At 74.0% G+C, this 26263-nt stretch carries 22 protein-coding genes; 12 read left to right on the top strand and 10 right to left on the bottom strand.

Annotation, left to right across the window (positions count from 1 at the left end):
* Positions 1 to 28: 28 nt before the first annotated feature.
* From ACZ7H1_RS17600 to ACZ7H1_RS17615, 4 genes are all read right to left on the bottom strand, one after another.
* Positions 29 to 1534 carry an ADP-ribosylglycohydrolase family protein gene (locus ACZ7H1_RS17600; protein WP_470787589.1) on the bottom strand — a complete coding sequence of 502 codons (1506 nt, stop codon included), beginning with the start codon at positions 1532 to 1534 and terminating at the stop codon, positions 29 to 31.
* Complete coding sequence (locus tag ACZ7H1_RS17605; RefSeq protein ID WP_470787591.1) at positions 1531 to 2682, bottom strand: ADP-ribosylglycohydrolase family protein; 1152 nt, start codon at positions 2680 to 2682, stop codon at positions 1531 to 1533. Before ACZ7H1_RS17605 ends, ACZ7H1_RS17600 begins: the two co-directional genes overlap by 4 nt.
* Before the next feature lie 7 nt (positions 2683 to 2689).
* Positions 2690 to 3943, bottom strand: coding sequence for an ADP-ribosylglycohydrolase family protein (locus tag ACZ7H1_RS17610; RefSeq protein ID WP_470787646.1), 1254 nt, complete (start codon positions 3941 to 3943; stop codon positions 2690 to 2692).
* Positions 3944 to 4437: 494 nt separating this feature from the next.
* Complete coding sequence (locus ACZ7H1_RS17615; RefSeq protein WP_470787593.1) at positions 4438 to 5424, bottom strand: ADP-ribosylglycohydrolase family protein; 987 nt, start codon at positions 5422 to 5424, stop codon at positions 4438 to 4440.
* Positions 5425 to 5661: 237 nt separating this feature from the next.
* Here ACZ7H1_RS17615 and ACZ7H1_RS17620 point away from each other — a divergent pair, with 237 nt between their 5' ends.
* The 3 genes from ACZ7H1_RS17620 (at position 5662) to ACZ7H1_RS17630 (ending at position 12986) form a co-directional block, all read left to right on the top strand.
* Positions 5662 to 6393 (top strand): VIT1/CCC1 transporter family protein, encoded by a 732-nt coding sequence (locus tag ACZ7H1_RS17620; protein WP_470787594.1) that lies wholly within the window; start codon positions 5662 to 5664, stop codon positions 6391 to 6393.
* Positions 6394 to 6946: 553 nt separating this feature from the next.
* The gene (gene gltB, locus ACZ7H1_RS17625) at positions 6947 to 11533 is read left to right on the top strand and encodes a glutamate synthase large subunit (protein WP_470787648.1); all 4587 of its coding nucleotides are present in this window, start codon (positions 6947 to 6949) and stop codon (positions 11531 to 11533) included.
* Positions 11526 to 12986 carry a glutamate synthase subunit beta gene (locus tag ACZ7H1_RS17630; RefSeq protein WP_470787596.1) on the top strand — a complete coding sequence of 487 codons (1461 nt, stop codon included), beginning with the start codon at positions 11526 to 11528 and terminating at the stop codon, positions 12984 to 12986. Before gltB ends, ACZ7H1_RS17630 begins: the two co-directional genes overlap by 8 nt.
* 234 nt (positions 12987 to 13220) lie before the next feature.
* On the opposite strand, the gene ACZ7H1_RS17635 is transcribed toward ACZ7H1_RS17630, so the two are convergent.
* Entirely contained in the window at positions 13221 to 13733 is a 513-nt protein-coding gene (locus ACZ7H1_RS17635) for a pyridoxamine 5'-phosphate oxidase family protein (protein ID WP_470787598.1), read from the bottom strand.
* A 103-nt stretch (positions 13734 to 13836) separates the two neighbouring features.
* Positions 13837 to 14529, bottom strand: a complete 693-nt coding sequence (locus ACZ7H1_RS17640) for a PadR family transcriptional regulator (RefSeq protein ID WP_470787599.1) — start codon at positions 14527 to 14529, stop codon at positions 13837 to 13839.
* 94 nt (positions 14530 to 14623) lie between these two features.
* On the opposite strand from ACZ7H1_RS17640, the gene ACZ7H1_RS17645 reads away from it, so the two are divergent.
* The 4 genes from ACZ7H1_RS17645 (at position 14624) to ACZ7H1_RS17660 (ending at position 17596) form a co-directional block, all read left to right on the top strand.
* A complete protein-coding gene (locus tag ACZ7H1_RS17645; RefSeq protein WP_470787600.1) occupies positions 14624 to 15349 on the top strand; it encodes an SDR family NAD(P)-dependent oxidoreductase in 726 nt (241 codons plus the stop codon).
* A gap of 242 nt (positions 15350 to 15591) precedes the next feature.
* Entirely contained in the window at positions 15592 to 16584 is a 993-nt protein-coding gene (locus ACZ7H1_RS17650) for a terpene synthase family protein (protein WP_470787602.1), read from the top strand.
* 59 nt (positions 16585 to 16643) lie between these two features.
* Positions 16644 to 17003: a hypothetical protein gene (locus ACZ7H1_RS17655; RefSeq protein ID WP_470787604.1), complete on the top strand. Its 360-nt coding sequence runs from the start codon at positions 16644 to 16646 to the stop codon at positions 17001 to 17003.
* Complete coding sequence (locus ACZ7H1_RS17660; protein ID WP_470787605.1) at positions 17000 to 17596, top strand: hypothetical protein; 597 nt, start codon at positions 17000 to 17002, stop codon at positions 17594 to 17596. Before ACZ7H1_RS17655 ends, ACZ7H1_RS17660 begins: the two co-directional genes overlap by 4 nt.
* On the opposite strand, the gene ACZ7H1_RS17665 is transcribed toward ACZ7H1_RS17660, so the two are convergent.
* From ACZ7H1_RS17665 to ACZ7H1_RS17680, 4 genes are all read right to left on the bottom strand, one after another.
* Entirely contained in the window at positions 17593 to 18063 is a 471-nt protein-coding gene (locus ACZ7H1_RS17665; RefSeq protein WP_470787606.1) for an HIT family protein, read from the bottom strand. The genes ACZ7H1_RS17660 and ACZ7H1_RS17665 overlap by 4 nt on opposite strands.
* A gap of 4 nt (positions 18064 to 18067) precedes the next feature.
* Positions 18068 to 18802, bottom strand: a complete 735-nt coding sequence (locus ACZ7H1_RS17670; RefSeq protein WP_470787608.1) for a class I SAM-dependent methyltransferase — start codon at positions 18800 to 18802, stop codon at positions 18068 to 18070.
* Positions 18803 to 18980: 178 nt separating this feature from the next.
* A complete protein-coding gene (locus ACZ7H1_RS17675; protein ID WP_470787609.1) occupies positions 18981 to 19994 on the bottom strand; it encodes an acyl-CoA dehydrogenase family protein in 1014 nt (337 codons plus the stop codon).
* The gene (locus ACZ7H1_RS17680; RefSeq protein ID WP_470787611.1) at positions 19994 to 21139 is read right to left on the bottom strand and encodes an acyl-CoA dehydrogenase family protein; all 1146 of its coding nucleotides are present in this window, start codon (positions 21137 to 21139) and stop codon (positions 19994 to 19996) included. Before ACZ7H1_RS17680 ends, ACZ7H1_RS17675 begins: the two co-directional genes overlap by 1 nt.
* Positions 21140 to 21233: 94 nt before the next feature.
* Between ACZ7H1_RS17680 and ACZ7H1_RS17685 the strand changes: the two genes are divergently transcribed.
* The 5 genes from ACZ7H1_RS17685 to ACZ7H1_RS17705 all read left to right on the top strand — a co-directional run bounded on the left by ACZ7H1_RS17685 (position 21234) and on the right by ACZ7H1_RS17705 (position 26058).
* Positions 21234 to 22067 (top strand): SDR family oxidoreductase, encoded by an 834-nt coding sequence (locus ACZ7H1_RS17685; protein ID WP_470787613.1) that lies wholly within the window; start codon positions 21234 to 21236, stop codon positions 22065 to 22067.
* Positions 22068 to 22082: 15 nt separating this feature from the next.
* On the top strand, positions 22083 to 22697 hold the full coding sequence (locus tag ACZ7H1_RS17690; protein ID WP_470787614.1) for a TetR/AcrR family transcriptional regulator: 615 nt from the start codon (positions 22083 to 22085) through the stop codon (positions 22695 to 22697).
* A gap of 32 nt (positions 22698 to 22729) precedes the next feature.
* Positions 22730 to 23887, top strand: a complete 1158-nt coding sequence (locus tag ACZ7H1_RS17695) for an acetyl-CoA C-acetyltransferase (RefSeq protein ID WP_470787615.1) — start codon at positions 22730 to 22732, stop codon at positions 23885 to 23887.
* Positions 23888 to 24093: 206 nt separating this feature from the next.
* The gene (locus ACZ7H1_RS17700; RefSeq protein ID WP_150210372.1) at positions 24094 to 24297 is read left to right on the top strand and encodes a cold-shock protein; all 204 of its coding nucleotides are present in this window, start codon (positions 24094 to 24096) and stop codon (positions 24295 to 24297) included.
* Positions 24298 to 24390: 93 nt separating this feature from the next.
* Positions 24391 to 26058, top strand: coding sequence for a DEAD/DEAH box helicase (locus ACZ7H1_RS17705; protein WP_470787617.1), 1668 nt, complete (start codon positions 24391 to 24393; stop codon positions 26056 to 26058).
* The last annotated feature ends 205 nt before the right edge of the window (positions 26059 to 26263 follow it).

Raw genomic sequence — 26263 nt, forward strand, 5'->3', positions numbered from 1 at the left:
CGGCCGACGGGCGTGTCAACGGGCGGGTTCACGGGCGGTGAGCCTCCTGTGCGGTCATGGTGGCGAGGGCGTCGAAGCCGATGCCGTCGAAGCCGGGGATCGAGGTGGCGAGCCGGTTGTGCAGCGGGTCCGTCCAGCGGGCCGGGAGCGCGTCCGGCGAGCCCGCCAGGAGCCCGGCGAGGGAACCGGCCGTGGCCCCGTTGGAATCGGTGTCCCAGCCGCCCGAGACCGCCCGGCACACCGAGCGGGTGAAGTCACCGTCGGCGTGGGTGAGGGCGGCGGCGATCAGCGCGGTGTTGGGGATGGCGTGCACCCAGTGGTGGTGCCCGTAACGGGCGTGCAGCACGTCGGCGACGCGGTCGAAGTCCTCGTGCGCCGCTGCTGCGTCGATGCCGCAGCGGACGGCTTCCGCGAGCCGGGAGCGGTACGGCACGACGGCCAGCCCGGTCCGCAGGGCGCAGTGCACGTCGACGCCGCCGCCCGCGGCCGAGGCGAGCGCCGCGGCCGCGAACATCGCCGCGTACACGCCGTTGGAGGTGTGGGTCAGCCGCGCGTCGCGGTACGCCTGCCGCGCGGCCGCGGCCGGGTCGCCGGGGTGGGTCCAGCCGTGGACGTCGGCGCGGATGAGGGCGCCGATCCACTCGCGGAACGGGTTGTGGTGGGTGGCCGTGAGCGGCGGTTCGAGCCCGAGGAGCAGGTTGCGGTACGCGATGCGCTCGGCGGTGAACGTACGGCCGGCCGGGAGCTCGTCCAGCCACACGCGGGCCACGTCGGAGGTCCGGAACCCCCTGCCGTGCCGGCGGAGCAGCAGGAGGCCCAGCAGGGGGTAGTTGAGGTCGTCGTCCTCCGGCGCCCCGTCGATGTTCTCGGCCAGCGAGGTGGCGGCGCTGCGGCGGTTCCAGGGGTGGGCGGCCAGCAGCCGCGGGGGCACGCCGCGCTCCGTGAACCAGTCGTTCAGGGGCCAGTTGCCCGCGGCGCGGGCGAGGGCGCGGATGGCGTGCAGGGGCAGCTTCTCGACGGGCTTGCCCAGCACGCACCCGACGGCCCGGCCCAGCCAGGCGGCTTCGAGCCGGGCCGTCAGGGGGTCCCGGTCCGCCGCCCGCGGTGCCGTCGCCTGTCCTGCGGGCGCCGGTCCCGCGGGCACCGGCGCCGCGGACGGCGGGGACGGCGGGGACGGGGTCTTCGGCAGGCGGCCCCAGTCCGGGCAGGCGGCGCGGATGGCGTCGAGGGAATCCGGCTCGTCCCCGGACAAGGGGGAGGGGAGGGCGGCGAGTTCGGAGAGCAGGTGCCCGGCGAGGGCGCGCAGCTCCGGCGGCGGCGGGGCGGGGGAGGCCCCGGCCCGGTCGGGCGCGGGCCGCCCGCCCGCGGCCAGCCAGAGCCGGCGGTACGGCTCCGCGTCACGGCCGTCCTCCGCCGCCTGCCGCAGCTCGTGCCCGACCAGGTCCTCGGGCTGCGCCCAGGTGAGCCGCAGCGCGGGCTCGGCGTCGCGCGGGGCCGGGCGGGGCGGGGCCTGCGCAGGGGCGTGCCGGGTCATCGGGCGGGGGCCGGGGCGAGTGCGGTGAACGCGGACTCGTGGGCGCGGCGGCGGGCGAGGTCGCGGGCGAAGACCTCCCGGGCGACGGCGGCGAGGGCGGCCGCCGGTGCGTACAGGTCCAGCCGACTGGCCTCCGCGACCTGCTTGGACCAGGCGGCGGGGATGTCCGCGTCGCCGTGCAGGGCGCCCGCGAGCGCGCCCGCCATCGTCGCGATCGAGTCGCAGTCCCGCCCGTAGTTGACGGCGCCGAGCACCGACGGTTCGTACGCGCCCCGCCCGACGAGCAGCATGCCCAGTGCGACGGGCAGTTCCTCGATCGCGTGGAGGCGGGAGGGCCGCCGGGCCGCCAGGGAGGGCCTGCGGTAGTCCGGTCCGACCGTGTCGTAGGGGGCCACCGCGGCCCGCAGCGGGGCCAGCGCGGATTCGAAGTCCGTGTACCGCACGGCGGTTTCGCACACCGCCTCGATGGCCGACCGGGTGCCGTCCTTGGCCAGCGCGAGGGCGGTGTCCACCACCGACACCGGCGTCGCGTCCGGCAGGCAGGCCGCCGCGACCGCCGCCGCGAACACCCCGGCGGCTTCCCGCCCGTACGAGGACTGGTGGGCGCCCGCGACGTCCAGGGCCTCGGCGTACGCGCCCGCCGGATTGCCCGCGTTGACCAGCCCGACCGGCGCCATGTACATCGCGGCACCGCAGTTGACGATGTTGCCCGCGCCCGCCTCGCGCGGGTCGACGTGGCCGTAGTGCAGTCGGGCCACGATCCACTTCTCGGCGAGGAAGATGCGCTGGAGGGGCAGGGCCTCCGCTTCCAGTTCGGGGATCCAGCGGGGCGTGGAGATCAGGTCCGGTACCAGGTGGTCGGCGACGGCGTACGCGTCGAGGTGGTCGCGCACGTTCTCGTACACCCTGACCAGCGCGTGCGTCATCAGGGTGTCGTCGGTGACGTGCCCGTCGCCCTTGTGGTACGGCGCGATGGGCCGGGCGGTGCGCCAGTCGTCGTGGAACGGGCCGACGATCCCGTGCACCCGGCCGCCGTGGCGTTCGGCGATCTGCTCGGGGGTCCAGCCTTCCACCGGCCCGCCCAGCGCGTCACCGACGGCGGCGCCGACGAGGCACCCGGCCGCCCTTTCTTCCAGAGTGAGCGTCATGTCTGAATCATCCCTTGAACGAGGTCAGTTCCGTGCGCGCGAGCAGCCCGGCGAGTTCCACGAGATCGGTGCCGGCGAGCCGGGGGAGCGTGCAGCCGGACAGGACGCGGCAGGCCTCGCGCCAGGGGCCGGGGAGGGAGTCGCCGCCGCCGAGCGCGCCGGTGAGGGCGCCCGCGAGGGCGGGCGCGGAGTCGGCGACGCGGGAGAGGCACGCGGCCGCCGGGACCGCCTCGGAGACCCTGCCGCGGGCGGCGGTGGCGAGCGCGAGGGCGACCGGGACGGTTTCGGCGGCCGCGATTCCGTAGCTGTAGACGTGGTCGACGATCTCGTGCTCCAGGGTGGGGACCAGCGCGAAGGCGCCGTCGCTGCCCGCGCGGGCCAGGTCGACGGCGTGCCGGGCGTTGCGGCCGATCTCGGTGGCCGCGGGGAGCTGTTCGAGGGCGGAGTCCACGGCGGTGGACACGTCGGCCCCGCCGAGGGCCGCCGCCACGGCGGCGGCCATGGCGCGGGCGCCGTGGACCCCGTCGCCGTCCTGGGTGTAGCGGGCGTCGAACTCGGCGAGTTCCGCGGCCGCCCGGGGGTCGCCGGGGTGTACGACGGCCAGGACCACGGCCCGTACGCAGGCGGCGTCGTCGAAGTAGTGCGGGTTGTCGTGGCCGGTCGCGGGCGGGCGCAAACCGGCGGCGAGGTTGCCCAGGCCCGCGCGGACGGAGATCCGGGCGCGCAGCGGGAGCACGGCGGACTCCACCTCGGGCGCGCGCTCGGCGGCGGCCGCGACCTCGCTGGCGAGGGCGTTCCAGGCGAGGTCGATCGCGGCGCGCATCCGGCGGGACCGGGAGAGGTCGCTGAGCAGCGCGCCGGCCGCGGTGAGCACCGACTCGGCGGCGAACGCGGCCCATTCGGCGTCGTCGGACGGGCCGAGGCGGAGCGGCTCGGGGGGCTGGTTGAGGGCGATGGGGACGGGGAGGGTGGTGGTGGCGTTCTGCTCGGCGAACGTGTCGAGTTCGCGGGTGAGGCGGCGGGTCCACTCGGGCATGCGGGAGGCGCGGTGCCGCGCGGCAGGCCACCCGGCGGCGTCGCCGGCCGCAAGCCCGAGCAGCAGCCCCTCGATCCGCCGCGGCCCGCCGCCGTCTGCCCCGTCCCGCCGCCCGGCCGACTCCCGCCGCCCGGCCGCGGCCCCGGCGCGCTCGACGGCCGTCCCGGCGCCCGCGCCGGCACCCGTCCCGGCAGCGGTGTCGGCGAGGAGGCCGGCGCCCGCCACGAAACCCGTGTCCGCCCTGGCGGCGGCGACCGGCAGGAGGCCGATGCCGGCCGGTACGGCGACCCCGGCCCCCCGCTCGGGCCGGGCCGGGGCAGCGGCCCGTACCGCGCCGCCGGCCGGACCTCCGGCGGTGCCGGGGCCCGGCCGCACCCCCGGCGCGATGGATCCGGCGGCGGGGACGAGGGCCCCCCGAGGGGCGGACGCGTCCAGGGCGGCTCCGGCTCCGGCCGCGTCCGGTGTGCCGGGTGCTCCTGCCCCGGCCCGCGCCACGGCTTCGGCCGCGCCCGGTACGACGCCGTCGGCTGCGTCGGCTCCATCGCGGGGGCCGGGGTCCCTCCGCACGGGCCGGGTGCCCGGGGGCGGGAGGGGTGCGGGCTCGCGGGGGGCGGGGGCCGGCCCCGGAGGCGGGGGGGTGTCGGCGGGCGGCGGCTCAACGCGTCCCGGACCGGCGGGAGTCGGGGGCGCCGGGGAGTCGGCGGCGTACGGCGGCGGGTTCATCGAGAGGGCTCGCTTTCCGGGGTGAGGAGGTCTGCGATGTCCAGGACGTGGTAGCCGCGCATCGAGGGGAGGCAGCTGCCGCGGACCGGGCCGATGGCCGAGGACCAGTCCGAGGGGATCGAGGAGACGCCGGAGAGGGCCCCGGCGAGGGCGCCCGCCACGGCCGCCGTGGTGTCCGCGTCGCGGCCCATGTTGACCGCCGTCAGGACGGAGGCGGCGAACTCCCCGCCCGCCGCGGCGAAGGCCCCGAACGCCAGGCCGACCGCCTCGGGGGCCAGGTCCGTCCACGGGTAGCCGCCGATCACGACGGCGGAGCGCACGGCCCGTTCGCCCCGGGGCGCCGCCGTGACGGCGCGCCGCAGGGAGCGGGCGGTCCAGGAGTCCGAGGGGATGACGGACAGGGCGGCCGCCACCACCGACGCGGCACTGCCTCCGGCCATGGCCGCCGCGACGCCCGCGGCGACCGCCTGGCCGCCGTAGATGCCCTCCCCGTCGTGGCTGACGCAGCCGTCGATGGCGACGAGGCGCGCGGCCTCCGCGGGCCGGCCCGCCGCGAACACCCCGAACGGCGCGGCCCGCATCGCGAGCCCGTCGCTCCACGCGTGGCGGTGCTGCGCGGAGATGGGGGCGGCGAGCCCCCTGCGCAGGTTCTCCAGCGTGCCGCGCTCCGAGAAGCCCGCCCCGCGGAACGGGCCCTCGTCGAGGTCCGCGATCCAGTGGTGCCAGGCCCGTTCGACGTGCGAGACGGCCAGGGCCGATCCGTGACGGGCCAGCAGCAGGCCCGAGAAGATCGCGTACTCGGTGTCGTCCGTACCCGCCGGGTCGTCCGAGACGAAGCCCTCGATCCGGCCCCACCGGGCCCGGATCTCCGACGGCTTCATGTTCTCCGCGGGGGCGCCGAGCGCGTCACCCACCGCGAGTCCCAGAAGAGCGCCCCTGGCCCGTTCGAGGAGGACCTGCGGATTGCATGCAATCTGCTCCATGGCGGCGCCTCTCCACTTGGTGGGACTCATCATGAGCCCATGGGGGATTTGTGCCATGACACGGGGTTTGTCGCTCGGCGCGAAACGCCCCGGTCACCCGGTCGCCAGCCCGCAAAAGCCCTGGTAAGTACGGCCTTCCTTGCTGGCGGGGGTTGGAATTCGCGCGTAGTTTCGAGGTGTTCAGGGGGGCCCGGACGACTCACGGCACCCGTATGCCCAAATGGGGAGTAAGGGAACATGTCCATCATCGACATCGAAGCACCGCTGCACGAGGCCCACCGCGACAACCACACGCACCGCGATGTGAACGGCGGATGGCTGCGTCCCGCGGTCTTCGGCGCGATGGACGGCCTCGTCTCCAACCTCGCGCTGATGACCGGTGTCGCGGGCGGTGCGGTCGCTCCGCAGACCATCGTCATCACCGGCCTCGCGGGACTGGCCGCCGGCGCGTTCTCGATGGCGGCGGGCGAGTACACCTCGGTGGCCTCGCAGCGCGAGCTGGTCCTCGCCGAACTCGACGTGGAGCGGCAGCAGTTGCGCAAGCACCCCGTCGACGAGATGGAGGAGCTGGCCGAGCTGTACGTCTCGCGGGGCGTCGAGCCCGCCCTCGCCCGCGACGTGGCCATGCAGCTGTCGCGGGATCCCGAGCAGGCGCTCGAGATCCACGCGCGGGAAGAGCTCGGCATCGACCCGGACGACCTGCCCTCGCCGGTGGTCGCCGCCGTCTCGTCCTTCGGCTCCTTCTCGCTCGGCGCGCTGCTGCCCCTGCTGCCGTACCTGCTGGGCGCGACCGCCCTGTGGCCCGCGGTGCTGCTGGCCCTGCTCGGCCTCTTCGCCTGCGGCGCGGTCGTGGCCCGGGTCACCGCCAGCACGTGGTGGTTCAGCGGGCTGCGCCAGCTCCTCCTGGGCGGCGCCGCCGCGGCGGTGACGTACGGCATCGGATCGCTCATCGGCCACGCCGTCGGCTAGCCGTCTGCCGGAGGCCGTCGCGCGCCGCGGCCGGACGGGCGGGCGGGGCGTGGCGGCGGGATACTCGAACCCGCTCGCCGTTCCGTCGCCCCGCTCCGGGTTTGCGGCGAAACATCCGCAGCCGGGAGCGGTGATGTGACGTACGCCCCGGGCGACCGGGACCTGCCGCTCTAGGCCCGCCGCCGCGAAAGTGAGACACTATGCAGTAGGCAACATAAGTAGTCCATTACCCGGCGGTTTCGATCCTGTGTACGCCGGGCATGACACGGAGGCGCGCGGGCAAGGGTGCCCGCCTCGCCACCGGCACCATCCAGGACCTCATTCCCGCGATCCGTCCGCGCAGGTCCCCCTTTTCTGCCCCGCGCAGTGTCCGCATGGTGAAACGCGATATCCGCTTCTCGGGATCCGGGTCATCATGTAACCTGCACGAAATTTCGCAGAGGGCCAACGTCGTCCCTCGGCTATTGCATATGCCACGACGACGACGGGAGAGCCGATGCGTTCCGCATCCACGCACTCCGCGACCGGCCCCAGCACCACTGCCTGGTCGCCCATGGACGGTCGCCCCGCCCAGCAGGGCATGTACGACCCGCGCAACGAGAAGGACGCCTGCGGCGTCGGATTCGTGGCGAACCTCACCGGCGAGGCCACCCACACGCTCGTTGAGCAGGCACTGACCGTTCTGCGGAACCTCGAGCACCGTGGCGCCACCGGATCCGAGCCCGACTCGGGCGACGGCGCCGGAATCCTGTCGCAGGTCCCCGACGCCTTCCTCCGCGAGGTCGCCGGGTTCGAGCTTCCCGAGGCCGGCGCCTACGCCGTCGGCATCGCCTTCCTGCCCGCCGACGACTCCGCACAGGCCGTCGCGCAGATCGAGGCGATCGCCGCCGAGGAGGGCCTGACGGTCCTCGGCTGGCGCGAGGTCCCGGTCACCCCCGACCTGCTCGGCAACGGCGCCCGCACCACCATGCCGGCCTTCTCCCAGCTCTTCGTGAGCGGGGGCGCCTCCCGGGCCGAAGGCTCCGGGGGCGGTGCGACCGGCCTGGAGCTGGACCGCAAGGCCTTCGTGCTGCGCAAGCGCGCCGAGCGCGAGGCCGGGGTCTACTTCCCCTCGCTCTCCGCCCGCACCATCGTCTACAAGGGCATGCTGACCACCGGCCAGCTGGAGCCCTTCTTCCCGGACCTCTCTGACCGCCGCTTCGCGTCGGCCGTCGCCCTGGTCCACTCGCGGTTCTCGACCAACACCTTCCCGAGCTGGCCGCTGGCCCACCCGTACCGCTTCGTCGCGCACAACGGCGAGATCAACACGGTCAAGGGCAACCGCAACTGGATGCGCGCCCGCGAGTCCCAGCTCGCCTCCGAGGCGTTCGGCTCTGCCGACAATGGACGCAGCGGCGAGGAGAAGCTGGAGCGGATCTTCCCGATCTGTACGCCGGACGCCTCCGACTCGGCGTCCTTCGACGAGGTGCTCGAGCTCCTCCACCTCGGCGGCCGCTCGCTCCCGCACAGCGTGCTGATGATGATCCCGGAGGCGTGGGAGAACCACACCTCCATGGACCCGGCCCGCCGCGCGTTCTACCAGTACCACGCCACGATGATGGAGCCGTGGGACGGCCCCGCGTGCGTCACCTTCACCGACGGCACCCAGGTCGGCGCGGTCCTCGACCGCAACGGCCTGCGCCCCGGCCGCTACTGGGTCACCGACGACGGCCTCGTCGTCCTCGGCTCAGAGGTCGGCGTCCTCGACATCGACCCGGCGAAGGTCGTCCGCAAGGGCCGCCTCCAGCCCGGCAAGATGTTCCTCGTCGACACCGCCCAGAAGCGGATCATCGAGGACGACGAGATCAAGGCCGAGCTGGCCGCCGCCGCGCCGTACGCGGACTGGCTGGAGACCGGCGAGATCGAGCTCGAGGACCTCCCCGAGCGCGAGCACATCGTCCACACCCACGCCTCGGTCACCCGCCGCCAGCAGACGTTCGGCTACACCGAGGAAGAGCTCAAGATCATCCTCGCGCCGATGGCCCGTACCGCCGGCGAGCCGCTCGGCTCCATGGGTACGGACTCCCCGATCGCGGCCCTGTCCGAGCGCCCCCGGCTGCTCTTCGACTACTTCACCCAGCTGTTCGCGCAGGTCACCAACCCGCCGCTGGACGCCATCCGCGAGGAGCTCGTCACCTCGCTGCGCTCCCACATCGGCCCCCAGGCCAACCTGCTGGAGCCGACCGCCGCGTCCTGCCGCAACATCATGCTGCCGTTCCCGGTGATCGACAACGACGAGCTGGCCAAGCTCATCCACATCAACGCCGACGGCGACATGCCGGGCATGACGGCCGCCACGCTCTCCGGCCTGTACCGGGTCTCCGGCGGCGGCGAGGCGCTGGCCGCCCGCATCGAGGCCATCCTCGCCGAGGCCGACGCGGCCATCGAGGGCGGCGCCCGCCTGATCGTCCTCTCCGACCGCCACTCGGACGCCGAGCACGCGCCGATCCCGTCGCTGCTGCTCACCTCCGCCGTGCACCACCACCTCATCCGCACCAAGCAGCGCACCCAGGTGGGCCTGCTGGTCGAGGCCGGTGACGTCCGCGAGGTCCACCACGTGGCGCTGCTCATCGGCTACGGAGCCGCCGCAGTCAACCCGTACCTGGCGATGGAGTCGGTCGAGGACCTGCTGCGCGCCGGTACGTTCCTTTCGGACATCGAGCCCGAGCAGGCCATCAGGAACCTGATCTACGCCCTCGGCAAGGGCGTCCTGAAGGTCATGTCCAAGATGGGCATCTCGACCGTCGCCTCCTACCGCGGCGCCCAGGTCTTCGAGGCCGTCGGCCTCGACGAGGACTTCGTCGCCACGTACTTCAACGGCACCGCCACCAAGATCGGCGGCGCGGGCCTCGACGTCATCGCCAAGGAGGTGGCCGCCCGCCACGCCAAGGCGTACCCGGCCTCCGGCATCGCCCCGGCGCACCGCGCGCTGGAGATCGGCGGCGAGTACCAGTGGCGCCGCGAGGGCGAGCCGCACCTGTTCGACCCGGAGACGGTCTTCCGCCTCCAGCACGCCACCCGCAACCGCCGGTACGACATCTTCAAGAAGTACACGGACCGGGTGAACGAGCAGTCCGAGCGCCTGATGACGCTCCGCGGCCTGTTCGCCCTCAAGGGCGACCGCCCCTCGATCTCCGTGGACGAGGTCGAGCCGGTCTCCGAGATCGTCAAGCGCTTCTCCACCGGCGCCATGTCGTACGGCTCCATCTCCCAGGAGGCGCACGAGACCCTCGCGATCGCCATGAACCGGCTGGGCGCCAAGTCCAACACCGGTGAGGGCGGCGAGGACCCGGAGCGCCTGTACGACCCGGAGCGCCGCTCCAGCATCAAGCAGGTCGCCTCCGGCCGCTTCGGCGTGACCTCCGAGTACCTGGTCAACGCCGACGACATCCAGATCAAGATGGCGCAGGGCGCCAAGCCCGGCGAGGGCGGCCAGCTGCCCGGCCACAAGGTCTACCCGTGGGTCGCCAAGACCCGGCACTCCACCCCGGGCGTCGGCCTGATCTCCCCGCCGCCGCACCACGACATCTACTCCATCGAGGACCTCGCCCAGCTGATCCACGACCTCAAGAACGCCAACCCGGTCGCCCGCATCCACGTGAAGCTGGTCTCCGAAGTCGGCGTCGGCACGGTCGCCGCGGGCGTCTCCAAGGCGCACGCGGACGTGGTCCTGATCTCCGGCCACGACGGCGGTACGGGCGCCTCCCCGCTCACCTCGCTCAAGCACGCGGGCGGCCCCTGGGAGCTCGGCCTCGCCGAGACCCAGCAGACCCTGCTGCTCAACGGCCTGCGCGACCGGATCGTCGTCCAGACCGACGGCCAGCTCAAGACCGGCCGCGACGTGGTCATCGCCGCGCTCCTCGGCGCCGAGGAGTTCGGTTTCGCGACCGCGCCGCTCGTCGTCTCCGGCTGCGTCATGATGCGCGTCTGCCACCTGGACACCTGCCCGGTCGGCATCGCCACCCAGAACCCGGTGCTGCGCGACCGCTTCTCCGGCAAGCCGGAGTTCGTGGTCAACTTCTTCGAGTTCATCGCCGAGGAGGTCCGCGAGCTCCTCGCCGAGCTCGGTTTCCGTACGCTCCAGGAGGCCGTCGGCCACGCCGAGCTGCTGGACACCACGCGGGCCGTGTCGCACTGGAAGGCCCAGGGCCTCGACCTCGCGCCGCTGTTCCACGTGCCCGAGCTGCCCGAGGGCGCGGTGCGCCACGCGCTGATCGCCCAGGACCACGGCCTGGAGAAGGCCCTGGACAACGAGCTGATCGAGCTGGCCGCCGACGCGCTGGGCGCGGCGACCGCCGAGGAGGCCCAGCCGGTCCGCGCCCAGGTCGCCATCCGGAACATCAACCGGACCGTCGGCACCATGCTCGGCCACGAGGTCACGAAGAAGTTCGGCGGCGCGGGCCTGCCCGCCGACACGATCGACCTGACCTTCACCGGTTCGGCCGGCCAGTCCTTCGGCGCCTTCCTGCCGAGCGGCATCACCCTGCGCCTGGAGGGCGACGCCAACGACTACGTCGGCAAGGGCCTCTCCGGCGGCCGCGTGATCGTCCGTCCCGACCGGGGCGCCGACCACCTGGCCGAGTACTCGGTCATCGCGGGCAACACCATCGGCTACGGCGCGACCGGCGGCGAGATGTTCCTGCGCGGCCGCACCGGCGAGCGCTTCTGCGTCCGCAACTCCGGTGCGCTGGTGGTCTCGGAAGGCGTGGGCGACCACGGCTGCGAGTACATGACCGGCGGTACCGCGGTGGTGCTCGGCGAGACCGGGCGCAACTTCGCGGCCGGCATGTCCGGCGGCGTCGCGTACGTCGTCGACCTCAACCGCGACAACGTCAACGTCGGCAACCTGGACGCGATCGAGGGCCTGACCGACACCGACGAGCAGTGGCTGCACGACGTGGTGCGCCGCCACCACGAGGAGACCGGCTCGACCGTCGCCGAGAAGCTCCTCGCCGAGTGGGACACCGCGGTGACCCGCTTCAGCAAGATCATCCCGACCACGTACAAGGCAGTGCTCGCCGCCAAGGACGCCGCTGAGCGGGCCGGACTCTCCGAGTCTGAGACCACCGAGAAGATGATGGAGGCGGCGACCCATGGCTGACCCGAAGGGCTTCCTCACCACCACCCGGCAGACCGCCTGCTCCCGTCCGGTCGAGGAACGGCTCAAGGACTGGAACGAGGTCTACGTCCCCGGCTCCCTGCTGCCGATCATCGGCAAGCAGGCCGGCCGCTGCATGGACTGCGGCATCCCCTTCTGCCACAACGGCTGCCCGCTGGGGAACCTCATCCCCGAGTGGAACGACTACGCCTACCGCGAGGACTGGACGGCGGCGTCGGAGCGGCTGCACGCGACGAACAACTTCCCGGAGTTCACGGGCCGCCTGTGCCCGGCTCCCTGCGAGTCGGCGTGCGTGCTCGGCATCAACCAGCCGGCCGTCACCATCAAGAACGTCGAGGTCTCGATCATCGACAAGGCCTGGGACGCCAACAACGTGGTGCCCCAGCCGCCGGACCGCCTCTCCGGCAAGACCGTCGCGGTCATCGGCTCGGGCCCCGCGGGCCTGGCCGCCGCCCAGCAGCTGACCCGGGCGGGCCACACGGTCGCGGTGTTCGAGCGCGCGGACCGCGTCGGCGGCCTGCTCCGCTACGGCATCCCCGAGTTCAAGATGGAGAAGGTGCACATCAACCGCCGCATCGAGCAGATGCGCGCGGAGGGCACCAAGTTCCGCACGGGCGTGGAGATCGGCCGGGACCTCGACGCGGCGCAGCTGCGCAAGCGGTACGACGCCGTCGTCATCGCGGCCGGTGCCACGGTCTCCCGCGACCTGCCCGTCCCGGGCCGCGAGCTGAACGGCATCCACTTCGCCATGGAGTACCTGCCGCTCGCGAACAAGGTCCAGGAGGGCGACTTCGTGGCGCCCCCCATCACGGCCGAGGGCAAGCACGTGGTCGTCATCGGCGGCGGCGACACCGGCGCGGACTGCGTGGGCACCGCCCACCGCCAGGGCGCGCTGTCCGTCACGCAGCTGGAGATCATGCCCAAGCCGGGCGAGGACCGGCCGGCCTCGCAGCCGTGGCCGACCTTCCCGATGCTGTACAAGGTCACCTCGGCCCACGAGGAGGGCGGCGAGCGGGTCTACTCCGTCTCCACCACCCACTTCGAGGGCGACGAGGACGGCAACGTCCAGGCCCTCCACCTGGTCGAGGTCGAGTTCGCCGACGGCAAGCTGACCCAGAAGCCGGGTACGGAGCGGGTCCTCCCGGCCCAGCTGGTCACCCTGGCCATGGGCTTCACGGGCACCGACCGTTCCAACGGCCTGGTCGAGCAGTTCGGCCTGGAGCTGGACGAGCGGGGCAACGTCGCCCGCGACGCCTCGTACGCGACCAACGTCGACGGCGTCTTCGTCGCCGGCGACGCGGGCCGCGGCCAGTCCCTGATCGTGTGGGCCATCGCGGAAGGCCGGTCGGCCGCCCGCGGCGTGGACCGCTACCTGACGGGCGCCAGCACCCTCCCGTACCCCGTCAAGCCGACGGACCGCTCCCTCACGGTGTGACGTAGCACCACCCCCGGCCAAGGCGGCCGGACCCCTCATACGGTCCGTACAACGGTGTGCGGAACTCCGACACGGCGCCCGCCTCGTCCCCGACCAGGGGAGGCGGGCGCCGTGGCGCGTGCCGGAGCACGCGGTATTGACTCGAATTCAACGAGGGTCCAGGCTCGAAGGTGAGCGCTGGACGCGCCCGCGAGGGTGCTGCGCAGGGGAACCGTGCCCCGGTCCGGGAGGAGGTCAGTCCTCCCGGGCCGGTTCGTCGTCGTCGCCCCGCCGCACGTGGTGCAGCGGCGCGCCCGGGTGCCACACCGTCATGACCAGCTCGTCGCCCTCGACCCGCGTGCGCACCACCTCCGACAGCTCCGACCGGAACAGGTGGAACGGGTGCGTGTCGGCGTTCTCCGGATCCTCCTCCGCGTAGCGGTGCAGCTCGGGCGGATCGGTGATCTCCACCGCCCGCCCCGAGACCCGCACGTCCCCGTCCGGCATGGTCTCGTCCGCACCCGGATTGGTGTGCAGCGCGAAGCGCGGATCGCGCCGCAGGTCCTGCGCCTTGAGGGAGCCCGCCATCATGCCGAGCCACAGCTCGCCCCCGCGGATGGCCACGTTCAGCCCGGTCACCCGCGGAGAGCCGTCCTTGCGCAGGGTGGCCAGGACGTGGTGCGCGTACTGCGCGAACCGCTCCTGCACGGCCTTCGCGAACTCCGGCTCCGCCGCCTCGAACGCTGCCCAGTTGTTCGTCCTCGTCATGCGTCCATCAAAGCGCGGGCAGCACCCGCCGGCGGTGAGGCGCACCTGCCACCGGCCGCGGTCCGGCCGGCCGCAGGACGGGGGCAGCCGGGAACGATGCCCGTTACCCGGGCGGCCGTCCGTCCGGAAGGAGACCACCGGGTGCGTCGCGCCGGGCGGCTTCCAGGGACTCGATGTCGGCGAGCATCCCGTCGGCGAGGTCGCGTTCGGAGGCGTAGTACCGCTCGGCCCAGGCGAGCGTGAGCGCGGGGTACGCCCGTGCCGCCCCCGGCGCGCCTCCGGGTTCCCCGTCCGCCAGGTCCTCGGCGTCGGCGGCGGCGCGCAGCCGCATGGCCTCCGCGAACTCCCGCTGCTGCGCCAGCACTTCGCGCAGCTGTCCCGGCTCCAGCAGATGGCCGAGCCACAGCCGCAGCACCGGGCCGTGCTTGAGCACGAGCGGGTCCAGGGGCGCCTCGCGGGCCCATGTCCGTACGGCGGCCAGTCCTTGCGGGGTGATCCGGTAGACCCGCTTGTCGCGGGTCCCGGTGTCCTGGGCCACCCGGCGGGAGACGGCGTAGCCGGCCTGCTCCAGGTGCTTGAGCTCGCCGTAGACCTGGCTGAAGGACGGGCTCCAGTAGAAGAATCCCAGCGATGCGTCCGACCACTTCTTCAGGTCGTACCCGGACGACTCCCCGCCGAACGACAGCAGTCCCAGCACCGCCCAGCTCGTCGCCGGGAGGGTACGCCCGTCCGTGTCGCCCGCCGTGTCCGCCACGGGCCGCAGTCTACGGCCGGCGGCCTTCCTTCCCCCGGACATGACTGCTAGAAGTATGCCGATCAGTCATGAGCCATGAGTCATGAGTCATGAGCCATGAGCCGTCGGACACGATCCGCGTGCGGGAGGCCCACCGGTGCACACGCTCGCAGGCAAGGTCGTCGTCATCACGGGTGCGGCCCGCGGCCAGGGCGCGGCCGAGGCCCGGCTCTGCGCAGAGGCAGGGGCCCGGGTCGTGGTCACGGACGTACTCGAGGACCAGGGCCGGGCGGTCGCCGCGGAACTGGGCGACCAGGGGCTGTTCCTCGCGCACGACGTCACCCGCGCCGAGGACTGGGCGGCGGTGACCGCCGGCGCCGTCCGCGCGTACGGCCGCATCGACGCCCTCGTCAACAACGCCGCCCTGTGGCGCACCGCGCACGTGGAACAGGAGACCCCGGAGAACTTCGAACTGCTGCTGCGGGTCAACCTGCTGGGCCCCTTCCTCGGGATCCGGGCCGTGGCACCGGTGATGCGGGGGAACGGTGGGGGCTCGATCGTCAACGTCTCCTCCACCGCCGGACTCGTCGGCATCCCCGGCCACGCGGCCTACGGCTCCACCAAGTTCGCCCTGCGCGGGCTGACCCGGTCCTCGGCCCTCGACCTGGCCGGCGACGGGATCCGCGTCAACTCCGTCCACCCGGGCGCGATCGACACCCCGATGGTGGCCGCCGCGGCCGGCCGGGACTGGTCGCACGTGCCGCTGGGGCGGATGGGCCGCCCGGAGGAAGCCGGGGCCCTCGTGCTCTTCCTCTGCTCGGACGCGTCCTCGTACGTCACCGGCACCGAGTTCGCCGTCGACGGCGGGATGACCGCCCGCTGACCGCCGCCGCCCCGCCTTGCACGCGGCACCCGGGTTACGGGACATGCCCCCCGCGGGTATCCAAGGGGTAGCGCAGCACACCCGGGGGGCACGCCATGGACCACGAAGACCTGCCTGGACCACCAGGACATTCCGAACTGCCCGGACCCGTGGGCCCGCCCGGTCCACCGGGGCTGCCGCGACGGCCGGGACTGCCGGGGCGCCAGGGGCAGCCAGGGCGCACGGGACTGCCGGGACTGCCGGTGCTCAGGGAACTGCCCCCGATCCCGTGCCCCTTCCCCTCCCTCGTCCATCCGGCCGCGGACCTGGCCGAGGCCCATGTCCGCTACTACGGGCGGCGGTTCGGTCTGGTCACCAACGAAACCTCCGGCGAGCGCTTCGACCGGGCGGGCTACGGACTCTTCGCGGCCCGCACCTCCCCGACGGCCTGCGACATCGAACTGCTCGCGGAGTGGGCCGCCTGGCTCTTCGTCTTCGACGACGAGTTCGACGAGTCCGGCCGCCCCCACGAGCGGGCGCTGCTCGTCGACGAGGTGCTCGCCGAGGTCAGGGCGATCCTCACCCCCGACCTCGGCCCGCCGCCGGTGCGCCCGTCCAATCCGCTCACCGCAGCCCTCGCCGACATGTGGCCGCGCACGGCCCGCCGGATGTCCCCGGGCTGGCGGGAGCGGTTCACCGGCCACCTGTGCGCGTTCGTGGAGATCTACCGCTCCGAGATCTCCAACCGCCGGTTCGGAGCGCCGCCGCCCTTCGAGGACTACCTGCCCTTCCGCCGCGTGGTGGGCGCCGTCGACGCCTGCTGGGACATGATCGAGGCGGCCCAGGGCGAGAGCCTGCCCGAGCACGTCGTCGCCCACGAGCTGTGCCAGGCCGCGCGGCTCGCGGCCAACGACGTCGCCTGCTGGACCAACGACATCGTCTCCCTCAACAAGGAGCACGCCCGCGGGGACATGAACAACATCGTGGCGGTGCTGCGCCACGCGCACTCCCTCGGCTGGGCCGAGGCCGCGGAGCGCGCCGCCGGCATGGTCGCCGTGCGCACCCAGGACTACCTGGCCGCGCGCCGCGCCCTCGCGGAGTCCCCGGTGTCCACGGCGTACCTGGAACGCTGCCTGGACGCGATGTCCCACTGGATGGCGGGCAGCCGAGCCTGGCACCTGTGGTCGCGCCGCTACCGCGACATCGAGCACGCACCCCCGGCGGAGGACCCGAGCTACTACGACCCGCTGCTGTGAGACCCGCTGCCGGGAAACCCGCTGGCCGCGGCCCGGCCGCCACGGCTACCGTCGGGGCCATGCCCGACCAGCCCGCCCCGACCACGACCCTCTGGCGCCCGACCGGCCCGGTGGAGCTCGGCCTCGTCCGCGCCCTGGACTGGCGGGCCTGGCCGCCGCGCCTGCCCGAGCAGCCGATCTTCTACCCGGTCCTGAACGAGGACTACGCGATCCGGATCGCCCGTGACTGGAACGTCCGGCACGACGGCGCGGGCCACGTGACCCGCTTCGAGGTGGACTCGGCCTTCCTGTCCCGCTACCCGGTCCGGCAGGCGGGCGGCGAGAGCATCCTGGAGCTGTGGGTCCCGGCCGGGGACCTCGACGAGTTCAACGCCCACATCGTGGGCGAGATCGAGCTCGTCCACACCTTCCTGCCGTGACGGGCTTCGCCACGCACCGGGCCCGGGCCCTGGACCCGGCCCGCTCGCCGCGGGAGCGGCACGCCGCCCTGCGGACCTGCGTCACCGTCTTCGCGCCGTACGGCTACCGGGCCACCTACCACCACCTGTGCCTGAGCGCCGGGATCGGGCCCCGGGTCGAGGACGACCCGGGGGCCCTCGGGTGGGCGGCGGAGGAGCTGCACGCCGCCCGCGTGCTGTGGCTCGCCGAGCGGGAGCGGTTCATCGCGGCGCGCCTCCGGGACAAGGCGCTGGGCCGCCGGGCGCCGGCCCGCGGGCCGTTCCCGCCGGTCGGCTTCGCGTACTGCCCCGACCCCGCCTTCCACCCGGCCGGGCCGCTGCCCGAGGTCGTCGCCCGGGTCCTGCGCGCCGCGCCCGGAGGCTGCCCCGCGTGCGGCAGCCCGGAGCCCGGCGCCGTCCACCGCGACGGGTACGCCCGCCACGACCTGTGCGCGGACTGCGGCATCAGCGTCGCGCAGCGCCCGGACCCGGACCGGGCCGCCGCGGCCGCGGAGCGGATGCGCTGGAAGGAGATCTGGCGGGCCAAGTCGGACGCGCCGACGACGCGACCCTAGCCGTCCAGGAGGCCCGCCAGGGTCGCGGACAGGGTGTCGGCGCGGGCGTCGGTGACGCGCTCGGGTTCGGGGCGGCGGAGCAGGCCGAAGACGCCCGGGCCGCGGAACTCCGGCGCCAGGTCGGGCAGGCGCGGGATCACGTGGAAGTGGACGTGCGCGAACCCCTCCGCCTCCGCGAACTGCACGACGTACGTCTTGGTGCAGCCCGTCGTCTCCCGCAGCACGCGCGACAGCCGCACCTGCCAGGCGCCCAGCGCGGCCGCCTCGGCGTCCGTCAGCTCGTGCACGGCCGTCACGTGCCGGCGCGGGAGCAGCACCAGCCACCCGGGGAGCGCCGTGCCGAGCGCGTGGGCCACCCGCCAGTGCGCGTCGGAGGCGATCCGCTCCCGCGGCGGCAGGCCGGGGAACAGGGCTTCCCGGGCGCAGGTGCAGCAGTCGGGCGCCGGTGCGGGGGCAGGTGTCGTCATCGCCTCACCGTACGGCGAGCCGCAGCGTCGTGACGTAGTGTTCCTCCACCTCGCCGCCGGGGAACTCCCTTGTCAGCAGCGCGCGTTCACCGGCGAGGAACTCCTCCGTGCCCTCCTTGCCCTGGACGAGGAACAGCGAGTGCGTGGACAGCTTGGCCAGGTGCGCGTCGAGGGGGATCCGGCGGGACCAGCGCACCCTGCGGTCCGTGAAGACGGGTCCGTCCCCGGGCAGGGAGTGGTCGGACACGTACCACCCGGGGCCGAAGCGGTCGTACAGCCGGGCGTCCTGGCCGGCGATCCACGGGACGGTGACGTCCGGCTCGTTCCAGAAGAGCGCCAGCGCACCGCCCGGGCGCAGCACCCGTACGGCCTCCGGCACCGACCGCTGCGGATCCGTCCAGTGGAAGGACTGCGCGTACGTCACCAGGTCGAGGGAGCCGGAGGCCAGCGGGAGCCGGTTGCCGTCACCGCGCACCACGGGCACGTCCGGGAGGCGGCGCCGGAACTCCGCCGCCATCCCGCCGCCCGGCTCGACGCCGACCACCCGCGCCCCGCGCGCGTGCAGCAGAGCGGTGGCGATCCCCGTCCCCGCCCCGACGTCCGCGGCCCGCGCGCCGCGCAGCGGGCGCCCGGTGAGTTCCTCGACGGCGTCGAACAGGGCGGACGGGTACCCGGGGCGGTGGGTGCCGTACTGTGCGGCGGCCCGGTCGAAGGCGCGCGCACGGGGTGAGGTCGTCATACGGACATCCTGGCGCCCGCACCCGCGCCGGGGGCCCGGAACGCCGTGACGGACCGGGACTTCGGCGGATCGGCGCCCCGCTGTGAACGGCCCCGGGGGAACGGTGCCGCGCGGTGAACGGCCCCGGCGGCCCTCGGTGCAGCGGCCCCCTCGGTGCAGCGGCCCCCTCGGGGCGGTCTCACGCACCCCCGCCGTCCGGCGCGGCCGCGGCCGGGTCCAGTACGGCCGCCCGGCACTGGGCCGGAGTGCCCCAGGCGTCCCGCAGCGGCCGGGCCTTGCGCAGCCACAGGGACAGGTCCAGCTCCTCCGTGTAGCCGACGGCCCCGTGCAGCTGGAGGGCGGTGCGGGCCGCCCGGTACCCGGCCTCGCCCGCCGTGAGCTTCGCCGCGGCCACCTCGTGCGGGGTGAGCGTCAGGGCCGCCGCCCACAGCAGCGGGCGGGCGAACTCCAGGGCGAGCAGGGTGTCCGCCAGCCGGTGCTTGACGGCCTGGAAGCCGCCGATCGCGGTGCCGAACTGGCTGCGCTGCTTCACGTACGCCACCGTGCGGGACAGCAGGGTCTCGCCCACGCCCAGGGCCTGCGCGGCGGTGAGCAGCCGCGCCCAGGCCAGCGCCGCCGCGGCCGCCTCCCGCACGGCCGGGCCCGCGGCGAGGAGTTCACCGCCCGGCGCGGGCCGCCACAGGCGGCGGGCCGGATCGGTGGAGGCGGCCGGCCCGCCGACCGCCGGGCACAGGAACAGCTCCCCGGCCGCGGTCACGGCGAACCGGTGGCGTGCCGCGTCCGCGTCCAGGAGGTACGGTCCGCCGCCCGGCAGGACCAGGGTCGCCAGGGCCTCCCCGGCGGCCAGGCCGGGCAGGAAGCGCTTCGCCAGGGTCTCGTCCCCCAGCCGGGTCAGCAGCACCGCGGCCGCGGCGGTCTCCACCAGCGGCCCCGGCACGGCGTGGCGGCCCAGTTCCGCGAAGGCGATCGCCGCCTCGACCGGCAGCGGGCCCAGGCCGGTGTCGGGGGCGAACCGCTCGGGGACGGCGAGCGCGAACACCCCGGCCTCGGCGAGACGCCCGAACAGGGCCTCGGCCGGGGCGTGTTCGCCCGCAGACCAGGCCCGCACGGCCGCCGGGACCGGCGCGGCGGACAGCAGGGCGCGCAGGGAGCGGGCGAAGTCCGACTGCTCGCCGGTCGGCAGGAAGCGCATCAGCGGCGGCCCTTCGGAAGGCCGAGCAGCCGCTCGGCGATGATGTCGCGCTGGATTTCGTTCGTGCCCGCGTAGATCGGACCGGCCAGCGCGAAGACCCACGGCTCGGCCCACGGGCCGTCCGCCAGCTCGGCGTCCGGGCCCAGCAGGTCGAGCGCCGTCTCGTGCAGCGCGATGTCGTACTCGCTCCAGAACACCTTGTTCAGGCTGGACTCCGCGCCGATCACCTCGCCCGCCGCGAAGCGCGCCGCACTCGCCCAGGTGAACAGCTCGTACGCGCGTGCCCCCACGACCGCGTCCGCCACCCGGTCCCGCAGTGCCGTGTCGGCCGGGTCACCCTGCGCCCGCCACAGCGACACCAGCCGGTCCGCGGCCGCGAGGAAGCGCCCCGGCGACCGCAGCGTCAGCCCCCGCTCGCTGCCCGTCGCCGACATCGCGATCCGCCAGCCCTGGCCCGGCTCGCCGATCACGTCCTCGTCCGGGACGAACACGCCGTCCAGGAACAGTTCCGCGAAGGCCGGTTTGCCGTCCAGCCGCCCGATCGGGCGGACGGTGACCCCCGGGGCCCGCAGGTCGAACATGAGGTACGTCAGGCCCTGGTGGGGCCGGGGCGCCTGCGGATCCGTACGGAAGATCCCGAAGGCGCGGTCCGCGAAGGCCGCCCGCGAGGACCAGGTCTTCTGGCCGGACAGCAGCCACCCGCCGTCCGTCCGCACCGCCCGCGACCTCAGCGAGGCCAGGTCCGAGCCGGACTCGGGCTCGGACCAGGCCTGCGCCCAGATCACCTCGCCGCTCGCCATGGCGGGCAGCACCCGGTCCCGCTGCCCGGGCGACGCGTGGTCGAAGAGGGTCGGCGCGAGCAGGTTGATGCCGTTCTGGGAGACCCGGCCGGGCGCCCCCGCGGCGTAGTACTCCTCCTCGAACACCAGCCAGTGCGCGAGGTCCACGCCCCGGCCGCCGTACCGCTCGGGCCACGAGACCACCGACCAGCCCCCGGCGTGCAGCTCGGCCTCCCAGGCCCGGTGGGCCGCGAAGCCCCGCTCCGTCTCCAGGGAGGGCAGCGGGCGCGCCGGTACGTGCGCCCGCAGCCAGGCGCGGGCCTCGGCCCGGAAGGCCGCCACCTCGGGCGGGTGCGTGAGCTCCATCGGCCGTTCGCCTCCTTCGCAGCTTCCCTAACAAGTGTTTGGTAGGTTAACGTACGGCCAGGAGCAGGGCCAGGGAGGTACGGGAGGCACGGGCATGGGCGCACCGGAACCGGAATACGTACCCGCACACGGACTGCTGCGCGGCCGCACCGCCGTCGTCACCGCCGCCGCAGGCGCCGGCATCGGCGGAGCCACCGCCCGCAGGTTCCTGGAGGAGGGTGCCCGGATCGTCATCGGCGACGCGCACGCCCGCCGCCTGAAGGAGACCGAGGAGGCCCTCGCCGCCGAGTTCGGCGCGGACCGGGTCGCCGCCCTGCCCTGCGACGTCACCGACGAAGCCCAGGTGCAGGCCCTCTTCGCGTTCGCCGCCACCGCCCACGGCCGCCTCGACATCGTGGTCAACAACGCCGGACTCGGCGGCACCGCAGCCCTCGCCGACATGACCGACGGCCAGTGGTCGAAGGTGCTCGACGTGACCCTGAACGGCACGTTCCGCTGCACCCGGGCCGCCCTGCGGTCCTTCCGCGACGCCGCCACCGCCACCGCCACCGCCACCGCCACCGCCACCGGCACGGGTGGGACCGGTGGCGTCATCGTCAACAACGCCTCCGTCGTGGGCTGGCGCGCCCAGGCCGGCCAGGCGCACTACGCGGCCGCCAAGGCCGGGGTGATGGCGCTGACGCGCTGCGCGGCCCTGGAAGCCGCGGAGTTCGGCGTCCGCGTCAACGCCGTCGCCCCCAGCCTGGCCATGCACCCGCACCTGGTGAAGGTCACCAGCCGGGAACTGCTGGACGAGCTCACCGCCCGCGAGGCCTTCGGCCGCCATGCCCAGCCGTGGGAGGTCGCCAACGTCATCGTCTTCCTCGCGAGCGGCTACTCCTCCTACATGACCGGCGAGACCGTGTCCGTCAGCAGCCAGCACGCGTAGGACCACAATGGGCGCGTGCCAACGAACAAGAAGAAGCCACAGGTGACGGCCTCGCCCGAGCGGCGCCGCGAACTCCTCGGCACCGCCGCCGAAGTCTTCGCCGCCCAGGGCTACAACGCCACCACCGTCCGCAAGATCGCCGACGAGGCCGGCATGCTCGCCGGCAGCCTCTACTACCACTTCGATTCCAAGGAATCGATGCTCGACGAGATCCTCTCCACCTTCCTGAACGAGCTGTGGGCCGGCTACGACGCCGTGCTCGAAGCCGGACTCGGCCCCAGGGAGACCATCGAGTCCCTCGTCACCGAGTCCTTCCGGGAGATCGACCGGCACCGCGCCGCCGTCGCGATCTACCAGAAGGAGTCCCGGCACCTGTCCGCCCAGCCACGCTTCCGGTACCTCGCCGACTCCCAGCAGAAGTTCGAGAAGGCCTGGCTCGGGACGCTGGAGCGGGGGGTCGCCGCCCGCGTCTTCCGGTCCGACCTGGACATCCGCCTCACCTACCGCTTCGTGCGCGACACGGTGTGGGTCGCGGCCTCCTGGTACCGGCCCGGCGGACAGCACAGCCCCGAGGAGATCGCCCGCCAGTACCTGTCGATGGTGCTGGACGGCATCGCCGTCCGTACGTAGCCGCGTACGCCGTCCGCGAAGGAGCAGCAGCCATGCCCGAGGCCTACATCGTCGAAGCGGTACGCACCCCCGTCGGCCGGCGCGGCGGGGGACTGGCCGGGGTCCACCCGGCGGACCTCGGCGCGCACGTCCTGACCGCCCTGGTGGCGCGCTCCGGCATCGACCCCTCCGCCGTCGAGGACGTGGTCTTCGGCTGCCTCGACACCGTCGGCCCGCAGGCCGGCGACATCGCCCGCACGGCGTGGCTGGCGGCCGGACTGCCCGAGGAGGTCCCCGGCGTGACCGTCGACCGCCAGTGCGGCTCCTCGCAGCAGGCGGTCCACTTCGCCGCACAGGGCGTCCTGTCCGGCACCCAGGACCTGGTCGTCGCGGGCGGCACCCAGAACATGTCGATGATCCCGATCGCCTTCGCGTCCCGGCAGGCGGCGGAGCCGCTCGGCCTCACCGAAGGCCCCTACCTGGGCTCCGCCGGCTGGCGCGCCCGCTACGGCGACGCACCCGTCAACCAGTTCCACGGCGCCCAGCTCATCGCCGAAAAATGGGGCATCTCCCGGGCCGCCATGGAGGAGTTCGCCCTCCGCTCCCACCGGCGGGCCGTCCGCGCGATCGACGAGGGACGCTTCGCCCGCGAGACCGTGGCCCACGGCGACGTGACCGCCGACGAGGGCCCGCGCCGCGACACCTCACTCGAGAAGATGGCCGCCCTGCGACCGGTCGTCGAGGGCGGCACCATCACGGCCGCCGTCTCCTCGCAGGTCTCCGACGGCGCCGCGGCCGTGCTGATCGCCTCCGAGCGGGCCGTACGCGAACACGGCCTGACCCCGCGGGCCCGCATCCACCACCTGTCCGTACGCGGCGAGGACCCCATCCGGATGCTGTCCGCCCCGATCCCGGCCACGGCGCACGCACTGAAGAAGACCGGCCTGACGATGGACGACATCGACCTGGTCGAGATCAACGAGGCCTTCGCGCCGGTCGTGCTGGCCTGGCTCAAGGAGACCGGCGCCGACCCGGACAAGGTCAACGTCAACGGCGGCGCGATCGCCCTGGGCCACCCGCTCGGCGCAACGGGCGCGAAGCTCATGACCACACTGCTGCACGAGCTGGAACGCACCGGCGGCCGCTACGGCCTCCAGACCATGTGCGAAGGCGGCGGCCAGGCCAACGTCACCGTCATCGAGCGCCTGTGAACGGGCGGGCTCCGCCCGGCGCCGACCCGCCGGACGGAGCCCGCCCGCCCTCCCGGCGGAGCGCCCGGACCAGCGTGTGCTAGCTTAGGAGCGTTGCAGTTGTGGTACCCATGAACTTTATGCGCGCCTGACGGGAATGATCCTCAGGCGCTTTTATTGTTTTTCCGGCACTCCGGATGGGGCCCTTACTCATTCAGGAGATTGTTATGGCCAACGGCACCGTGAAGTGGTTCAACTCGGAAAAGGGCTTCGGCTTCATCGAGCAGGAGGGTGGCGGCCCGGACGTGTTCGCCCACTACTCCAACATCGCCACCCAGGGCTTCCGTGAGCTCCAGGAAGGCCAGAAGGTGACCTTCGACGTCACCCAGGGCCAGAAGGGCCCCCAGGCGGAGAACATCCTCCCCGCCTGATCGCTCATCGCGGAACCGGGGCTCGCACCACTCGGTGCGGGCCCCGGTTTGCGCTGTCTAGTCTGTCCGCCAGCCTCAGGAGGGCGTCTCCGCATGACCAGCTCCAGCTCCGCCCGTGCCCCCCGCCGTTCCGGCCGCAACCGGGGCGCATCCCAGGGGCGCCCCAAGGGCGCCGCAGGACGTCCCCAGGCTGCCGTGGCGCGGCCGCAGGAATTCACCATGCCGGAGACCCTCACCCCCGCCCTGCCCCCCGTCGCGGCCTTCGAGGACCTGGACATGCCGGCCGCGCTCCTCAAGACCCTCGCCGCGCAGGGGGTGACCGAGCCGTTCCCGATCCAGGGCGCCACCCTGCCGAACTCGCTGGCCGGCCGTGACCTCCTCGGCCGCGGCCGCACCGGCTCCGGCAAGACCCTCGCCTTCGGCCTGGCCCTGCTCGCCCGCACCGCCGGCCGCCGCGCCGAGCCCCGCGCGCCGCTCGCCATGGTCCTCGTACCCACCCGCGAGCTGGCGCAGCAGGTGACCGACGCGCTCACCCCGTACGCCACCTCCGTGCACCTGCGCATAGCCACGGTCGTCGGCGGCATGTCGATCAACCGGCAGTCCACCGCGCTGGGCCGCGGCGCCGAGGTGCTCGTCGCCACCCCCGGCCGTCTGAAGGACCTCATCGACCGCGGGGACGTCACCCTCTCGCAGGTCGCCATCACGGTCCTCGACGAGGCCGACCAGATGACCGACATGGGCTTCCTGCCGCAGGTCACCGCCCTGCTCAAGCAGGTCGAGCCCGGCGGTCAGCGGATGCTGTTCTCCGCGACCCTGGACAAGAACGTCGACCGTTTGGTCAAGCAGTTCCTCACCGACCCGGTGACGCACTCCGTCGACCCGTCCGCGGGCGCCGTCGTGACCATGGAGCACCACGTCCTGTACGTCCAGGACGAGACCGACAAGAAGGCCGTGACCACCCGCATCGCCGCCCGCGACGGCCGCGTGATCATGTTCCTGGACACCAAGCGCTCGGTGGACCGCCTGGTCAAGCGCCTGCTGGCGAGCGGCGTACGGGCCTCCGGCCTGCACGGCGGCCGCTCCCAGCCGCAGCGCAACCGCACCCTGGACCAGTTCAAGAACGGCCAGGTCACCGCGCTGATCGCGACCAACGTCGCCGCCCGCGGCATCCACATCGACGACCTCGACCTCGTCGTCAACGTCGACCCGCCGACCGACCACAAGGACTACCTGCACCGCGGCGGCCGCACGGCGCGCGCCGGCGAGTCCGGCAGCGTCGTCACGCTGGTGCTGCCCGAGCAGAAGCGGGAGATGGGCCGTCTGATGTCGGACGCCGGGATCTCCCCGCAGACCGCGCAGATCAGGTCCTCCGACGCCGCGCTGGCCACCCTGACCGGCGCCCGCGAGCCCTCCGGCGTGCCCGTGGTCGTCGAGGTCCCGCAGCCCGCCCCGGCGAAGAAGGCCCCGGCCAAGCCCCGCCGCTCGCGCGGCCCGGCCGGCGGATCCGCGTCCGCACCCGCCGCAGCCGGCGGCCGCACCCGCCGGGCCCGCCCCGCCGGCCAGGGCGGCTCCGCCTCCGGCACGGGAGCCGGTACGGGCGCAGCCCGCACCCCGCGGCCCCGCACCGGCGGCCAGGCCGAAGGCCCCGCGAACGGCACCCGCCGCTCCGCCGGCGCCAAGAGCACCGGCCAGGGAGCCCCCGCCGGCGCCCGGCGCCGCTCGGGCGGCGGCCGCCGCTCCTCGGGACAGGCCGCTTCCTGACCGGTCCCACAGCAGTCCGGCAGGCCCGGGGGGGGGGGGTGTCCCCCCCCCCCCCCCCCCCCCCCCCCCCCCCCCCCCCCCCCCCCCCCCCCCCCCCCCCCCCCCCCCCCCCGGGGCGCTGGAACTCCTGCGCTGGGACGCGACCGGTATCCACGACGGTCTGGACGACCTGGCCGACCTGGTCAACGAGCACACCCGCGGCTAC

It is taken from the genome of Streptomyces sp. NPDC037401 (assembly GCF_055602345.1).

Coding starts and splice junctions, on each gene's coding strand:
- ACZ7H1_RS17695 (WP_470787615.1), top strand. CDS start 22,730: ATGCCCGAGGCCTACATCGTCGAAGCGGTACGCACCCCCGTCGGCCGG.
- ACZ7H1_RS17635 (WP_470787598.1), bottom strand. CDS start 13,733: ATGACGAGGACGAACAACTGGGCAGCGTTCGAGGCGGCGGAGCCGGAG.
- ACZ7H1_RS17685 (WP_470787613.1), top strand. CDS start 21,234: ATGGGCGCACCGGAACCGGAATACGTACCCGCACACGGACTGCTGCGC.
- ACZ7H1_RS17675 (WP_470787609.1), bottom strand. CDS start 19,994: ATGCGCTTCCTGCCGACCGGCGAGCAGTCGGACTTCGCCCGCTCCCTG.
- gltB (WP_470787648.1), top strand. CDS start 6,947: ATGGACGGTCGCCCCGCCCAGCAGGGCATGTACGACCCGCGCAACGAG.
- ACZ7H1_RS17680 (WP_470787611.1), bottom strand. CDS start 21,139: ATGGAGCTCACGCACCCGCCCGAGGTGGCGGCCTTCCGGGCCGAGGCC.
- ACZ7H1_RS17600 (WP_470787589.1), bottom strand. CDS start 1,534: ATGACCCGGCACGCCCCTGCGCAGGCCCCGCCCCGCCCGGCCCCGCGC.
- ACZ7H1_RS17670 (WP_470787608.1), bottom strand. CDS start 18,802: ATGACGACCTCACCCCGTGCGCGCGCCTTCGACCGGGCCGCCGCACAG.
- ACZ7H1_RS17630 (WP_470787596.1), top strand. CDS start 11,526: ATGGCTGACCCGAAGGGCTTCCTCACCACCACCCGGCAGACCGCCTGC.
- ACZ7H1_RS17605 (WP_470787591.1), bottom strand. CDS start 2,682: ATGACGCTCACTCTGGAAGAAAGGGCGGCCGGGTGCCTCGTCGGCGCC.
- ACZ7H1_RS17620 (WP_470787594.1), top strand. CDS start 5,662: ATGTCCATCATCGACATCGAAGCACCGCTGCACGAGGCCCACCGCGAC.
- ACZ7H1_RS17655 (WP_470787604.1), top strand. CDS start 16,644: ATGCCCGACCAGCCCGCCCCGACCACGACCCTCTGGCGCCCGACCGGC.
- ACZ7H1_RS17705 (WP_470787617.1), top strand. CDS start 24,391: ATGACCAGCTCCAGCTCCGCCCGTGCCCCCCGCCGTTCCGGCCGCAAC.
- ACZ7H1_RS17615 (WP_470787593.1), bottom strand. CDS start 5,424: ATGGAGCAGATTGCATGCAATCCGCAGGTCCTCCTCGAACGGGCCAGG.
- ACZ7H1_RS17665 (WP_470787606.1), bottom strand. CDS start 18,063: ATGACGACACCTGCCCCCGCACCGGCGCCCGACTGCTGCACCTGCGCC.
- ACZ7H1_RS17640 (WP_470787599.1), bottom strand. CDS start 14,529: ATGTCCGGGGGAAGGAAGGCCGCCGGCCGTAGACTGCGGCCCGTGGCG.
- ACZ7H1_RS17700 (WP_150210372.1), top strand. CDS start 24,094: ATGGCCAACGGCACCGTGAAGTGGTTCAACTCGGAAAAGGGCTTCGGC.